The organism is Halomonas sp. V046 (genome assembly GCF_052645355.1).
The window spans coordinates 77,143-90,859 of sequence record NZ_JBQXYF010000018.1 but is presented as its reverse complement, the minus strand read 5'-3'; the positions used below and the strand labels follow the sequence as shown (position 1 = coordinate 90,859).

At 61.9% G+C, this 13,717-nt stretch carries 10 protein-coding genes and 4 tRNA genes; 11 read left to right on the top strand and 3 right to left on the bottom strand.

Annotation, left to right across the window (positions count from 1 at the left end; translation table 11 throughout):
• Positions 1 to 1,049 (top strand): DUF5801 repeats-in-toxin domain-containing protein (locus tag ACUN9Y_RS20140; RefSeq protein WP_445462521.1); only part of this gene is annotated, 1,049 nt, incomplete at its 5' end.
• Positions 1,050 to 1,170: 121 nt separating this feature from the next.
• On the opposite strand, the gene mtnN is transcribed toward ACUN9Y_RS20140, so the two are convergent.
• The 3 genes from mtnN to folD form a co-directional block, all read right to left on the bottom strand.
• Positions 1,171 to 1,911 carry a 5'-methylthioadenosine/S-adenosylhomocysteine nucleosidase gene (gene mtnN, locus ACUN9Y_RS20135; RefSeq protein WP_445462520.1) on the bottom strand — a complete coding sequence of 247 codons (741 nt, stop codon included), beginning with the start codon at positions 1,909 to 1,911 and terminating at the stop codon, positions 1,171 to 1,173.
• A gap of 39 nt (positions 1,912 to 1,950) precedes the next feature.
• Positions 1,951 to 2,418, bottom strand: coding sequence for an S-ribosylhomocysteine lyase (locus tag ACUN9Y_RS20130; RefSeq protein WP_445462519.1), 468 nt, complete (start codon positions 2,416 to 2,418; stop codon positions 1,951 to 1,953).
• Between the two features lie 190 nt (positions 2,419 to 2,608).
• Positions 2,609 to 3,490, bottom strand: a complete 882-nt coding sequence (gene folD, locus ACUN9Y_RS20125) for a bifunctional methylenetetrahydrofolate dehydrogenase/methenyltetrahydrofolate cyclohydrolase FolD (RefSeq protein ID WP_445462518.1) — start codon at positions 3,488 to 3,490, stop codon at positions 2,609 to 2,611.
• Positions 3,491 to 3,705: 215 nt separating this feature from the next.
• Here folD and ACUN9Y_RS20120 point away from each other — a divergent pair.
• The 10 genes from ACUN9Y_RS20120 to ACUN9Y_RS20075 all read left to right on the top strand — a co-directional run bounded on the left by ACUN9Y_RS20120 (position 3,706) and on the right by ACUN9Y_RS20075 (position 13,542).
• Positions 3,706 to 3,782, top strand: a tRNA-Pro gene (locus tag ACUN9Y_RS20120).
• 68 nt (positions 3,783 to 3,850) lie between these two features.
• Positions 3,851 to 3,927: transfer RNA gene (locus ACUN9Y_RS20115), tRNA-Arg, on the top strand.
• Positions 3,928 to 4,055: 128 nt separating this feature from the next.
• Positions 4,056 to 4,130 (top strand) — tRNA-His (locus tag ACUN9Y_RS20110).
• Between the two features lie 34 nt (positions 4,131 to 4,164).
• Positions 4,165 to 4,239, top strand: a tRNA-His gene (locus ACUN9Y_RS20105).
• Positions 4,240 to 4,766: 527 nt separating this feature from the next.
• Complete coding sequence (gene tig, locus ACUN9Y_RS20100) at positions 4,767 to 6,107, top strand: trigger factor (RefSeq protein ID WP_445462517.1); 1,341 nt, start codon at positions 4,767 to 4,769, stop codon at positions 6,105 to 6,107.
• A gap of 76 nt (positions 6,108 to 6,183) precedes the next feature.
• The gene (gene clpP, locus ACUN9Y_RS20095; RefSeq protein ID WP_445462516.1) at positions 6,184 to 6,804 is read left to right on the top strand and encodes an ATP-dependent Clp endopeptidase proteolytic subunit ClpP; all 621 of its coding nucleotides are present in this window, start codon (positions 6,184 to 6,186) and stop codon (positions 6,802 to 6,804) included.
• A gap of 184 nt (positions 6,805 to 6,988) precedes the next feature.
• On the top strand, positions 6,989 to 8,275 hold the full coding sequence (clpX, locus tag ACUN9Y_RS20090) for an ATP-dependent Clp protease ATP-binding subunit ClpX (RefSeq protein ID WP_445462515.1): 1,287 nt from the start codon (positions 6,989 to 6,991) through the stop codon (positions 8,273 to 8,275).
• 389 nt (positions 8,276 to 8,664) lie between these two features.
• Positions 8,665 to 11,073 (top strand): endopeptidase La, encoded by a 2,409-nt coding sequence (gene lon, locus ACUN9Y_RS20085; protein ID WP_445462514.1) that lies wholly within the window; start codon positions 8,665 to 8,667, stop codon positions 11,071 to 11,073.
• A 176-nt stretch (positions 11,074 to 11,249) separates the two neighbouring features.
• On the top strand, positions 11,250 to 11,522 hold the full coding sequence (gene hupB / locus ACUN9Y_RS20080; protein ID WP_445462513.1) for a nucleoid-associated protein HU-beta: 273 nt from the start codon (positions 11,250 to 11,252) through the stop codon (positions 11,520 to 11,522).
• A gap of 199 nt (positions 11,523 to 11,721) precedes the next feature.
• Positions 11,722 to 13,542, top strand: coding sequence for a SurA N-terminal domain-containing protein (locus ACUN9Y_RS20075; protein ID WP_445462512.1), 1,821 nt, complete (start codon positions 11,722 to 11,724; stop codon positions 13,540 to 13,542).
• The last annotated feature ends 175 nt before the right edge of the window (positions 13,543 to 13,717 follow it).

Sequence of the window (13,717 nt, the reverse complement as noted above, 5' to 3'; positions counted from 1 at the left end):
CCGGCGAAGGCGAGCCGCAGACGCCGACCCTCGACGTGACCCTGACGGTGACGGACGGCGACGGCGACGAGGCCGACACGACCATCATGCTGCCGATCGGCCCCGACACCGGCCCGGTCACCCCGGATAGCGACGGGGATCCTGCGACCGAGTCTCCGACCTTACTGCTGGATGAAGATGGGCTGACGGACGGCATCAAGGAAGGCGAGGGTGATCGGGGCGACGGCGCCGTCGTCGCCACAGGACAACTGGGATTCGATTACGGGGCCGATGGTCCCGCCCAGAGCGGTGCTTTCGTCTGGTCTCTCGATGGACTACCCGCCATGACCAGCCATGATAAACCGATTACCTATAGCCTCGCCGACGAGGGCCTTACCGTGAAAGCGACAGACAGCGATGGCAACGCAGTGTTCTCGGTCACAGTGACCGACGCCGAGAAAGGTGAGGTCGAGGCCACCCTGTATCAGGATGTCGACCACGGCGATACGCTGCAGGAAGATGATATCGATGTGACGCTCGGGTACTCGATCACAGACGGCGATGGCTCGACGGCCGTCGGCCACGTCAATGTGGTCATCAACGACGATGCTCCATCCGTTGGTCCCGGCATCGACCTCGGCTCGCTGTTTCCGCAGACCGCCGCTCAGTTCCAGGCTCTGACGGCCCTGCGGGCGGAGCCCGTGACCGAGTCGGACTCGGCACCGCACGCTGATGTGTTGCCCGTGGCGGAGGTGTTCGCCTGGGAGTTGGGACAGACGCCCCAGGCGGAGTCGGCCATGCTGGCGACAGACGGCGCTACGACCCTGGCGGAGCTGTCGCTGGAGTTGGGCGACCTGATCGACGACAGCGGCGACAATGCGCTGTCGGATTACCTGCTGGCGACCCAGGAGGGTGACGATACGGTGGTCTTCGTGAAGCCAGGGGGAGGCTTGAGCGTGGACGGCAGCAACGCCGACCAGCAGCTGACGCTGGCGGGGGTCGATATGGGGGGCGACAGCGACGCCTTCCTCGCGCGGCTGCTGGATAACGGCGCGGCGCAAGTCGAGTAGGCCTAAGCGACGATGCGAAGGCCCACGGCGAGTTTGCCGTGGGCTCTTGCTTGTCGCCGCGGGGGTGATGGGTAGCCGCGTCTGCGCACGCTATCCCGGTCCGCGACGACAGACCTGCTCGTCAGGCGGGGTCGACCGATCGTTCCTGCTGAGGGGTCCTGTCGGCGAGTCGTGCCACCATGGCGGTGACCATGCGAGTGGAATGGTCGGCAGCCTGCTCCAGGAAGGCGTCGAAGGACAGGTGGTTGTCACCTTGGCCGGCGATGTCCGACAACGCACGGATGACCACGAAGGGGCAGCCATACAGGTGGCAGGTCTGGGCGATGGCCGCGGCCTCCATTTCTGCGGCCAGCATGGTAGGGAAGCGTGATCGCGTGAGAGAGACCAGGTCGGGACACGCCATGAAGACGTCACCGGTGGCGATCAGGCCTTCCACCACCCGCACCTCATCCATGGCTTCGATACATTCTCGGGCCACGGACACCAGGCGCTCGTCGGGCAGGTAGGCCGCCGGCATGTTGGGCACCTGACCGTGCTCGTAGCCAAATACCACGGCATCGACGTCGTGGTGGCGCACTTCACTGGAAACGACGATGTCGCCTACGTCGAGGCCCTTGCCGAAACCACCGGCTGAACCGGTATTGATGATCGCCTCGGGCTGATAGGTGTCCAGCAGCAGGGTGGTGCCAATGGCGGCATTCACCTTGCCGATGCCGGACTGCAGCACAATGACCTCCACGCCGTGAAGCTTGCCACAATGGAAGGTCGAGCCGACGTGGTTTCGCGTGGTGACGTCTTCCAGTTGAGCGGCGAGCCGGGCGACCTCCTGGGCCATGGCGCCGATGATGCCGATGCGTTTCATCTTGGGACCTATCTCCTGGTGGGCGTTGAGTGGTGGGTGTCAGGCAAAGACCTGGGTCCATTCGGTGCGCTTGGCGAGCAGGTCTCGTGCGAGCTGCTGAGCCCCCTCGAGACTGTGGCTGGCGGCCCAACCGCATTGCATCTCGTTGCACGCGGGCACTTCCGTGGCGCTGAGCACGTCGTTCAGCGTGCCCTCGATGAGTGCAAGCACGTCGTCATAATCGTCATGGTTGATCATGGCGATATAGAACCCGGTCTGGCAGCCCATGGGGCTGATATCGACGACCTTGTCGGAGTGATTGCGTGACAGTTCAGCCATCAAGTGCTCGAGGGAATGCAGCGCCGGCATCTCCATATGGCCGTGATTAGGCTGGCAGATGCGCAGGTCGTACTTGTGAATGCTATCGCCGTTCATGCCGGTCTTGATGTCGGCAAGGCGCACGTAGGGGGCCTTCACCTTGGTGTGATCCAGGTTGAAGCTTTCGACATTCATCTTCTTATCGGTCATCGGCATACCTCGTAGGTTGGTGAGAATCCGCAGTCGGTGGCTGGCCCGACGCCCCGAGCCGGGACCGGATCGTGCCGGCGCCGTCGGGAGCGCATGGGTTGGCTGGTCGAGTCCGAATCTACCGGCTCGCCGGTAGGCGTTGATCTGTCGGCGAGCGAGGCCGGCGCGACCAGGCTAGCCCCTGCCGCGGTCAGGGCGACGTTGCGTTTGCCGGGCCGGTGGCATCGTGGATGTCGGCGGCCATGAGCGTGTTTTCCAGCAGGCAGGCGACGGTCATGGGGCCGACGCCGCCGGGAACCGGTGTGATGTGGCTGGCCCGCTCGGCAGCGGCGTCGAAGTCGACGTCGCCCACCAGACGGCCGTCCTCCTGTCGATTGATGCCCACATCGATGACGATCGCCCCATCGCGTACCCACTCGCCCTTGACCAGCCCCGGTTTGCCCACGGCAACGACGAGCAGTTCGGCGCGCCGGACGTGCTGCTCTAGGTCGCGCGTGAAACGGTGGCAGACGGTGGTGGTGCAGCCGGCCAGCATCAGTTCCAGGGCCATGGGGCGGCCGACGATGTTGGAGGCACCGACGACCGTGGCATTGAGCCCGCGCACGGGGAGATCGCTGTGTTGAAGCAGTGTCATGACGCCCTTGGGGGTGCAAGGCCTGAGCAACGGCAGGCGCTGAGCGAGTCGTCCAAGATTGTAAGGATGAAAGCCGTCGACGTCCTTGTCGGGGCGAATTCGCTCGAGGATAGGGCGGGCGTCGAGGTGTTCGGGGAGCGGCAGCTGCACGAGGATGCCGTCTATGCTTGAATCGTCATTCAGACGATCGACCAGCGCCTCGAGTTCTTGCTGTGAGGTCGAGGCCGGCAGGGCATGTTGAACGGAGCGGATGCCGGCATCCTGGCAAGCCTTGTGCTTGTTGCGCACGTACACGCGTGATGCCGCGTCCTCGCCCACCAACACCACGGCCAGACCCGGGGGGCGCCCACCGGCCTCGAGGCGAGCCTGCACCTGGCGGGCGACCTGTTGGCGGACGGTAGCGGCGATCGACTTGCCGTCGATAAGTTGGGCGGTCATTGGCTTCCCTCGGAAAATGATGGTGGTGAGTCCACGGGGGACGATCAAAATGGGGGAGGGGATTTTCGCACGCCTGGTGGCTAAGGCAAAGCGTCATTGGCGAGGCCTTGGTGGGCTTTGTGTTTCGCTTCACTTGACGTGGGCGAAAAGTTCCGTAGAATACGCAGCGCTTGACGAGGCCAATGCGGCGGCGTCAAGGCCGTGCAGTAAGCCGGCGGGGTGTAGCGCAGTCTGGTAGCGCACCTGCTTTGGGAGCAGGATGTCGGGGGTTCGAATCCCTCCACCCCGACCACAACGTTTTGATTGATCGGGTTTTTTTGTCAGTCTGAGGTTGTGGTGAGGCGTTTGGTTTTGTAGAATGCGCCTATAGCTCAACCGGATAGAGCAACGGCCTTCTAAGCCGTAGGTTGCGGGTTCGAGTCCTGCTGGGCGCGCCATAAACTGGTGGTTCAGGCGGGTCGTCGAGACGCCGGTCGGGTTGAGTGAAGCAGTGGTTGCGCCAGTGCCGGTTAGCGGTACTTGGGTGGTAATGGCTGAAGTGATTTATTGCAGTGCTGTCGTTATGGTGGGTGTAGCTCAGTGGTAGAGCCCCGGATTGTGGCTCCGGTGGTCGTGGGTTCGATCCCCATCATCCACCCCATGGCGACGATAGTGGTAGCAGTATCCAGGCAGTGGTGGGTGTAGCTCAGTGGTAGAGCCCCGGATTGTGGCTCCGGTGGTCGTGGGTTCGATCCCCATCATCCACCCCAGTGCCTCCCTTCTTTTGGTCGTCAGCGCGTCCGCGTGGTGATCTCCGTGTTGTTCTAGTTGTCTTTTTCAGGTGTTCGCCAAGCCTAAGTGGGCTTTCGCGTACCGTCTCGGTTTTCGGACATTCCGGTCGTCGATATGCTGCCATGGCTCGGTCATGAGCGGTGCTTTTTCGTTCGTGTTTTCCTGGCCGCGAGACGTTGGCCGGTTCCTGCGGGCAAGAGGTGCTGCCCGGGGGTTGGTCCAGGGGCTTAGTCAGGGTCCTTGGTCAGGGTCCTTGGTCAGGGTCCTTGGTCAGGGTCCTTGGTCAGGGGTCTTGTCAGGGACCTGTCGTCTCGGTCTTGTTTCGCGCGAAGCCCCCGTTTTTTGACGCTGTGGTGGCAATTTTGCCGGTTTCCCCTTGGAAATCGTGGGTTGCTCCCCCATGTAGTGGGTCTTGGCGCTTGCCAGTATCGGGTGGGGTTCTTAAAATCCCCCCTTTGACGCTTTATCTTTTTCCAGTACGCCACCAGTCGGTAGAGGACTATTCATGCAAGTTTCCGTCGATACGACCTCCCAGATCGAACGCCGCATCAGTGTGCAGGTGCCGGCCGCTGAGATCGACGAGGCCGTCGCCTCCCGTCTCAAGGATGCCGCCAAGAACGTTCGCCTTGACGGCTTCCGCCAGGGCAAGGTGCCGATGTCGGTGATTCGCCAGCGCTATGGCAGCGAAGTCCGCAACGAAGTGGTTGGCGAAGTCATGCGCGAGCGCTACGTCCGCGCCATCACCGACGAGAAGCTGAACCCGGCTGGCTACCCCCAGATCGAGGCCAGTGTCAACGAGGCCGGCAAGGATCTCGAATTCACCGCGACCCTCGAGATCTACCCGGAAATCGAGCTGGCCTCGATTGAAGGCACCGCGGTCGAGCGCCCGGTGGTCGAGGTGTCCGAGGCGGACGTCGACGAAATGATCGAGACCCTGCGCAAGCAGAATGCTGCCTGGGAAGAGGTGGACCGCGCCGCGCAGGACGGCGACCAGATCAATATCGACTTCCAGGGCTTCCTCGGCGATGAGCCGTTTGAAGGCGGTAGCGCCGAAGGTCATGACCTGGTCATCGGCTCCGGTAGCTTCATTCCTGGCTTCGAAGAGCAGTTGATTGGCGCCAAGGGCGGTGATGCCAAGGAAATCCAGGTCACCTTCCCCGAGGACTATCAGGCCGAGAATCTGGCCGGCCAAGAGGCGACCTTCAAGGTCACGGTCAACGCCGTGAAGGGACAGGCATTGCCCGAGGTAGACGCTGAGTTTATCGAGAAATTTGGTGTCGAAGCCGGTGATGTCGACGCTTTCCGCGCCGAGGTCAAGAAGAACATGACCCGCGAGGCCGAGCAGGCGGTCGAGAATCGCGTCAAGCAGCAGGCGCTCGAAGCGCTGAAGAAGGCCAACGACATTCCGGTGCCCCAGGCGCTGATTCAGCAGGAGACCGACGGTCTCAAGCGCCAGGCCGCCCAGCAGTTTGGCCTTGGTGAGGACTTCGATGTCAGCCAGTTGCCCAACGAGTTGTTTGCCGAGCAGGCCAAGAGCCGTGTGCAGGTCGGCTTGCTGCTCGCCGAGGTGATCAAGTCCGCAGAGCTCGACGCTAGTGACGACGAGATCAAGGCCAAGGTCGAGGAGCTTGCGCAGCAGTACCAGGAGCCGCAGCAGGTCGTCGAGTACTACATGGGCAACGAGCAGATGAAGAATCAGGTCAAGTCTGCGCTGCTCGAAGAGAAAGCCGTGGCCCAACTGCTCGAGCAGGCTAGCGTGAAGGACGTCGAGATGTCCTATCAGCAAGTGCTGGCCGCTGCTCAGCAGCAGGGCGAAGAGGCCGAAGGCGACAGCGACGAGGCTTGATTCGTCGCCGCGGCCGGCCCGACAGGGTCGGCCGGGTCGTGCTTTCCCCATACACCGGATGCAAGGACATCACCCGATGAGCAACGAGTTCGACATTCAAGCCGCCGGTGGGCTGGTTCCCATGGTGGTAGAGCAGAGCGCGCGCGGTGAGCGTGCCTACGATATCTACTCCCGGCTGCTCAAGGAGCGCGTGATCTTCCTGGTGGGCCCGGTGGAAGACTACATGGCCAACCTGCTGGTTGCGCAGTTGCTGTTTCTCGAATCCGAGAACCCCGACAAGGACATCCATCTGTACATCAATTCGCCGGGCGGGTCGGTGACGGCGGGGATGTCGATCTACGACACCATGCAGTTCATCAAGCCGGACGTGTCGACCGTGTGCATCGGTCAGGCAGCCAGCATGGGCGCCTTGCTGCTTGCCGGCGGGGCGGCGGGCAAGCGCTATTGCCTACCCAACTCGCGGATGATGATTCATCAGCCGCTCGGTGGTTATCAAGGGCAGGCGTCGGACATCGAGATTCATACCCGTGAAATTTTGGGCATCCGCGAACGACTGAACCAGATCCTGGCGGAGCATACCGGTCAGGATATTGAAACCATCGCCAAGGATACCGACCGCGACAACTTCATGAACGGCGCCCAGGCCAGCGAGTATGGCCTGATTGATGCCGTGCTGGATAAGCGGCCGACATCCTGATAGCGTGACTTGATAGCGTAGAGTCGGCCAGGCCGTCGCCTAGGGCGACCAGCGGTTAGACTGACGCACCAGGCTGGCGCTTCAGGCTAAGAGACAGCTCAGAGGCACCAGGCTGGCAAGTTCCGCGCAATGATTACGTGATTCCGGTGGCCCAAGTGGCTGCCGCTGCCAGAGAGGTACGCGAATGGCCGACGGCAAAGGCAAGGACGACAACGGCAAGCTTCTGTACTGCTCATTCTGCGGCAAGAACCAGAATGAAGTGCGTAAGCTGATTGCCGGTCCGTCCGTGTATATCTGCGATGAGTGTGTCGATCTCTGTAACGACATCATTCGCGAAGAAGTTCTCGATGCCGATGCCGAGAGCGATGAGGAGCGTCTGCCCGCTCCGCGCGAGATTCGTCACACTCTCGACGACTACGTGATCGGTCAGGACCGCGCCAAGACGGTGCTGTCCGTGGCGGTCTATAACCACTACAAGCGTCTGCGGCACAGCGGCAAGGACGAGGTCGAGCTCGGCAAGTCCAATATTTTGCTGATCGGACCGACCGGTAGCGGCAAGACACTGCTCGCCGAGACCCTGGCGCGGCTGTTGAATGTTCCCTTCACCATCGCCGACGCGACGACCCTCACCGAGGCGGGTTATGTGGGCGAGGATGTCGAGAATATTATCCAGAAGCTGTTGCAGAAGTGTGATTACGATGTCGACAAGGCCGAGCGTGGCATTGTCTACATCGACGAGATCGACAAGATCTCGCGCAAGTCGGATAACCCCTCCATCACTCGGGATGTGTCCGGTGAGGGTGTGCAGCAGGCGTTGCTCAAGCTGATCGAGGGCACGACGGCCTCGGTGCCGCCGCAGGGTGGGCGCAAGCATCCCCAGCAGGAGTTCCTGCAGGTCGATACCGGTAACATTCTGTTCATCGTCGGTGGGGCTTTTGCCGGCCTGGACAAGGTGATCCGTGATCGCGCCGAAACGGGCGGCATCGGCTTCAACGCCGAGGTCAAGAGCAAGGATGAGAGCAAGGGCGTCGGTGATCTTCTGCTCGAGGTCGAGCCGGAAGACCTGGTCAAGTTTGGCCTGATTCCCGAGTTCGTCGGCCGACTGCCGGTGATCGCCACGCTGACCGAGCTTAGCGAGGATGCGCTGATCCAGATTCTGACGGAGCCCAAGAACTCGCTGGTCAAACAGTATGCCCGGCTGTTCGATATGGAGAACGTCGAGCTGGACTTCCGCGAGGATGCGCTGCGAGCGGTGGCTCACAAGGCCATGGCGCGCAAGACCGGCGCCCGCGGGCTGCGCTCGATTCTCGAGTCCGTGTTGCTCGACACCATGTACGAGATTCCTTCCCTGGAAGGCGTGTCCAAGGTGGTGATCGACGGCTCCGTGATCGCGGGAGAGAGCGATCCGCTGTTGATCTACTCGCAACAGGATCAGGAAGAGCAGCCGCGGGTCGACGGTACCGACGGCTGAGCACGATTTGTGCTGTCAGCGACGCCAACGAAGGGGCCGCCGATGCGGCCCCTTTGTTTGCCAGAGCGCTTTGCCAACGACCTGGCCGTGAGTGGTTGGCTGGCGAGGGGGCGCCGGAGCGACTAGCCGGAAGCGATGCGGATGGCGTCGGGGAAGCGAGCCCGTCAACCCGAGCCAGTCAGTCGTGTTTCGCTGTGCCCTCGGGGCCTGTCCATCGAGTCGCCGCTCTCCATTGGTCCGGCCCCCGCACAGGCCCTTGGCGAAGCCGGTTCGGTAGCCAGGCAGGTTCCCGCTCGCGGTGGTGTGGTTCTGGTGGCTCGCCCTTGCAATGCCGGCCGGGTGCCCCCACCCACAGAGTATTCATTCGCTTTGTTTGAGGAACGTCTGCGATGCAGCAGAACGCCGAACAGACTCTAAGTCTGCCCCTTTTGCCGCTGCGTGATGTGGTGGTCTATCCGCAGATGGTCATTCCGCTGTTTGTCGGCAGAGAGAAGTCGATTCAGGCGCTCGAGGCCGCCATGGCGGACGACAAGCGTGTCTTGCTGGTCGCCCAGCGGGAAGCGAGCAAGGATGATCCCGATGATGAGGATCTGTTCGCCATCGGCACCGTGGCCGAGATCATGCAACTGCTCAAGCTCCCCGATGGTACGGTCAAGGTATTGATCGAGGGGGAGTCTCGGGCCGATATTCGAGGCATCATCGCCGACGACGCCGGCTTTAGCCGGGCCGATGTGGTGCTCAGGAGCAGTGAGCCGCTGAGTACCCGCGAACAGGAGTCTCTCGTTCGCGTACTGCTCAACCAGTTTGAACAGTACGTCAAGATGTCGAAGAAGGTGCCTAACGAGGTGCTCAACTCGCTGTCGGGAATCGAGGATCCGAGCCGCCTGGTCGACACCATCTGCGCGCATCTCTCGCTCAAGATCGACGACAAGCAGCAGCTCCTCGAGATGGATCGCGTGCGCGATCGCATCGAACATCTGATGGCGCTGATCGAGTCCGAGATCGACCTGCTTCAGGTGGAAAAGCGTATTCGCTCCCGGGTCAAGGACCAGATGGAGAAGTCTCAGCGCGAGTACTACCTCAATGAGCAGATGAAGGCCATCCAGAAGGAGATGGGCGAGCTCGAGAATGTGCCCAACGAGGCCGACAAGTACGAGCAGGCCATCAACGACTCGGGCATGCCCAAGGAGGCCGCGGACAAGGCCAACCAGGAGCTTGGGAAGTTGCGGATGATGTCTCCCTCGTCCGCCGAGGCGACCGTGGTGCGCTCCTATCTCGACTGGCTGGTGTCGGTGCCGTGGAAGAAGCGTACTCGGGTCAAGCACGACCTGGTGCACGCCCAGAAGGTGCTGGATGAGGACCACTACGGGCTGGACGAGGTCAAGGAGCGGATCCTCGAGTATCTCGCCGTTCACAAGCGGGTCAAGAAGCTCAAGGGGCCTGTACTGTGTCTGGTGGGGCCTCCGGGGGTCGGCAAGACGTCGTTGGGCAAGTCCATCGCCCGCGCGACGAACCGCAAGTACGTTCGACTGGCGCTTGGCGGTGTTCGTGACGAATCCGAGATTCGTGGCCATCGCCGCACCTATATCGGCTCGCTGCCCGGTAAGCCGATCCAGCGCATGGCCAAGGCCGGGGTCAAGAACCCCCTGTTTCTGCTCGACGAGGTCGACAAGGTCGGGATGGACCATCGGGGCGACCCGGCGTCTGCGCTGCTCGAGGTGCTCGACCCCGAGCAGAACAATGCCTTCAGCGATCACTACCTGGAGCTCGACTACGACCTCTCCGAGACGCTGTTCATCTGTACCGCCAATTCGATGAACATTCCCGGGCCGCTGCTCGATCGCATGGAGGTCATTCGTCTGCCGGGCTATACCGAAGACGAGAAATTGGCCATCGCGATGCGCTACCTGGTACCCAAGCAGCTCAGCGCCAACGGCTTCAAGGCCGATGAGCTCGAGTTCGGCGACGACGCGGTGCTGGAGTTGATCCGCTACTACTCGCGGGAAGCGGGGGTGCGTGAGCTCGAGCGTCAGATTGCCAAGGTCTGCCGCAAGGTGCTGCGTGAGCGGCTCGAGAAGGAAGGCAAGGCTGGTGCGCTCGGCTCCCAAGCACTGACCGCCGCGGATATCGAGGCCTATGCGGGCGTCCGCCGTTACAGCTACGGACTGGCCGATCAGCAGGATCAGGTCGGGCGTGTGACCGGTCTCGCCTGGACCTCGGTAGGCGGCGAGTTGCTCAACATCGAGTCGGTGGTGACGCCGGGCAAGGGGCGGATCAACAAGACCGGCTCCCTGGGCGATGTCATGAAGGAGTCGGTCAGCGCCGCCCAGACGGTCGTCAGGGCGCGTGCGGAGGCACTCGGCATAGACCCGGAGCGCTTCGAGAAGGAAGACTTGCATATCCATGTGCCCGAGGGCGCGACGCCCAAGGATGGCCCTAGTGCCGGCGTCGCCATGGTTACCGCCATGGTCTCTGCCTTTACCGGCCGTGCGGTGCGCTGCGACGTTGCCATGACTGGTGAGGTCAACCTGCGCGGTGAGGTAATGCCTATCGGCGGGCTGAAGGAGAAATTGCTGGCTGCCAGGCGCGGTGGTATAAAGACAGTGCTAATACCCGAAGAGAACCGTCGAGACCTCAAGGAGGTCCCGTCCAATATCAAGGATGCCCTCGATATTCGTCCTGTTCGTTGGATTGATGAAGTCCTGCAAGTGGCTTTAGCGGAAAGGGCGGATCCGAAATCTGAGGATTCGTTACCCTCTGAGTCCGCTTCTACACATTCAATGGTCAGTACTCACTAGCGACTTTTTCGTCATTATGGTGGGAGTGAAATCCCGCCATGATGCGGATTGGCAGGGAAGGTTGCTTGACAGGTCTTTTGCCGCATTGCTATAAACTATCGCCATGCTGCGATCGTGCCTGTGGGCAAAGTAATCGCCGTTTTGAATCTTTTTTTGTAACAGTCAAGGGGTGAAGTGTGAACAAGTCCGAGCTGATCGATGCCATTGCTGCGTCTGCTGACATTCCGAAGGCCGCCGCTTCGCGTGCACTGGATGCCATGGTGGATTCCGTCACCGATAGCCTGAAGAACGGTGACAGTGTGTCACTGGTGGGTTTCGGTACCTTTACCGTCAAGGAGCGTGCCGCTCGTACTGGCCGCAATCCGCAGACCGGCCAGCCGATTGAGATCAGCGCCGCCAAGGTGCCTAGCTTCAAGGCCGGCAAGGCTCTGAAGGATTCGGTCAACTAAGGGAGTCTCCTTGGTTCGACGAATCAGGCCGAGGTGTCGCTGACAGCCGGTCCTATAAAAGGCGCATCGCTTCAGCGATGCGCCTTTTTTTGTCGGGGACTCGGCGTCACTGGCGATTCGAGCCGGAAGGCGGTCGCGGAGGACGCCCTTATGCGTATAATGTGGCCCGATCAGACTCAACCCTTCAGCAGAGGCGTGCATGCTGCAAAGTATTCGTGAGCGGTCCCAGAGCTGGGTCGCGAAGGTTATTATTGGCGCGGTGATCGTCACCATGGCGTTGTTCGGCGTGGAGTCGCTGGTGGGCCTGTTCGGCAACTCCGGCGACGAAGTCGCCAGCGTCAACGGTCAGAGCATTACCCGCCAACAGGTCGAGGGCAATGTCCAGCGGGCCTTGCGCAGTGGTCAGGTGCCGCCAGAGCAGGAGCGTGCCCTGCGCGGGCAGGTGCTGGACAGCTTGATCGCCGATCGCCTGATGTCGAGCTATGCCGACGACGGCGGGCTTCACCTGTCTGATGCACAGCTCGACCAGGTGATCGTCAATCGCAGCGAGTTTCAGGATGCCGATGGTCGCTTCGATCAAGACCTGTTTCGCAATCGGTTGGCCAGCGCTGGCTACACGCCGCTGTCGTTCCGGGCCCAGCTCGAGAAGGACCTGATGCGTCAGCAGATCCAGCTTGGGATGTCACTCAGTGACTTTACCCTCGAGGACGAGCAGCAGCGACTGGCGGATCTGCAGCGCCAGACCCGGAGCTTCCGTTACCACACACTGGTGGCGTCGGATCTCGATAGCCCGGTGGAGGTGAGCGACGAGGACCTGTCGCGCTACTACGCCGATCACCAGGATGAGTTCCTGCGTCCGGAACAGGTCAAGCTGGCCTACGTGATTGTCGATCGTGAGGCGATGGCCGCCGATGTCGATGTCGAGGAGGCCGATCTGCGCGAGGCCTGGGAGCAGAGTGCCGGACAGGCAGACCGTCGCGTGTCTCACATCATGTTGACCTTCGGTGACGAGCGCACCCGGGATGAGGCCGAGACCGAGCTCGACAATGCCAAGGCGCGTCTCGATGACGGCGAGAGTTTTGCCGATGTGGCCGCCGATGTGTCCGACGACACCTCGACCAGCGACGCCGGTGGCGACCTTGGGGTGATCACCCGCGGTATCTTCGGCGAGGCCTTCGAGAACGCGGCCTTCGGCCTTGACGAGGGGCAGGTGTCGGATATCGTCGAGACCGATAACGGACTTCACCTGATCAAGGTCACCGACATCGACCGGCCGAGCTTCGAGGAGGCCAGGCCCCGGCTGAGTGAGGATCTTGCCGAGGGCCAGGTCGAAGACGCGTTCAATGACAAGGTTCAGCAGCTGATCGACGAGAGCTTTGCCGCCGAGGACCTGCAGAGCGTCGCCGATGATCTTGGCGTCGAACTCAACCATAGTGACTGGGTCAGCCGCGACGCCGCCGAGGGCGTAATGGCCGAGCCCGGCGTCCTGGACGAGGCCTTCCGGGACGAAGTGTTGACGGACGGTTTCAACAGCGAAGTGATCGAACTCGACACCGACCGTCGCCTGGTGCTGCGGGTGACCGACCATCGTGAGGCCACGACCTTGCCGTTCGAGCAGGTCGCGGATCGCGTCGAAGGGGCCGTGCACCAGGCCAAGACCCGGGACGCGTTGATCGACCTCGCCGCCGAAAGGGCCCAGCAGCTCAAAGGCGGTCAGGACTTGGCCATCGACTGGCAGCAGGCCAGCGACGTCAGTCGGCAGCAGCAGAGCAACGTGCCCGATAGCGTGCTGGGGGCGGTCTTCCGCCTGCCACATCCGGAGCAGAACGGTCCCGTCTATGGGCGTGCCGTGGACGGAAACCGGGTGACACTGTTGGCCTTGGAGTCGGTCGGTAGCGGCGAGGTCAATGAGCAGATGGAAACGCTGGTGGCTTCCATGGCAGAGCGCATGCGCTCGCAGTCCGTGGTGCAGGGCTTGCTCGACTACTTGCGCGATACCGGGGAGATCGAGCGCCAGTAACTGGTGTCACGCACCATGACAAGGGCGCCTCACGGCGCCCTTGTTGGTTTTAGCGCCAAGTCGGTGGCTTTGGGCGGCGCTGCAACGCTGCAACGCTGCAACGCTGCGATGGCACCGATGCACGAGGATGCGGAATCTTGGCGGGTGAATCGTGCGCTATAATTATACCGTTATC

Excerpts from the sequence above, each read along its gene's own strand:
- mtnN (WP_445462520.1), bottom strand. The coding sequence starts at position 1,911 with ATGAAACGCATCGGCATCATCGGCGCCATGGCCCAGGAGGTCGCCCGG.
- ACUN9Y_RS20130 (WP_445462519.1), bottom strand. The coding sequence starts at position 2,418 with ATGACCGATAAGAAGATGAATGTCGAAAGCTTCAACCTGGATCACACC.
- ACUN9Y_RS20075 (WP_445462512.1), top strand. The coding sequence starts at position 11,722 with ATGCTGCAAAGTATTCGTGAGCGGTCCCAGAGCTGGGTCGCGAAGGTT.
- folD (WP_445462518.1), bottom strand. The coding sequence starts at position 3,490 with ATGACCGCCCAACTTATCGACGGCAAGTCGATCGCCGCTACCGTCCGC.
- clpX (WP_445462515.1), top strand. The coding sequence starts at position 6,989 with ATGGCCGACGGCAAAGGCAAGGACGACAACGGCAAGCTTCTGTACTGC.
- lon (WP_445462514.1), top strand. The coding sequence starts at position 8,665 with ATGCAGCAGAACGCCGAACAGACTCTAAGTCTGCCCCTTTTGCCGCTG.
- clpP (WP_445462516.1), top strand. The coding sequence starts at position 6,184 with ATGAGCAACGAGTTCGACATTCAAGCCGCCGGTGGGCTGGTTCCCATG.
- tig (WP_445462517.1), top strand. The coding sequence starts at position 4,767 with ATGCAAGTTTCCGTCGATACGACCTCCCAGATCGAACGCCGCATCAGT.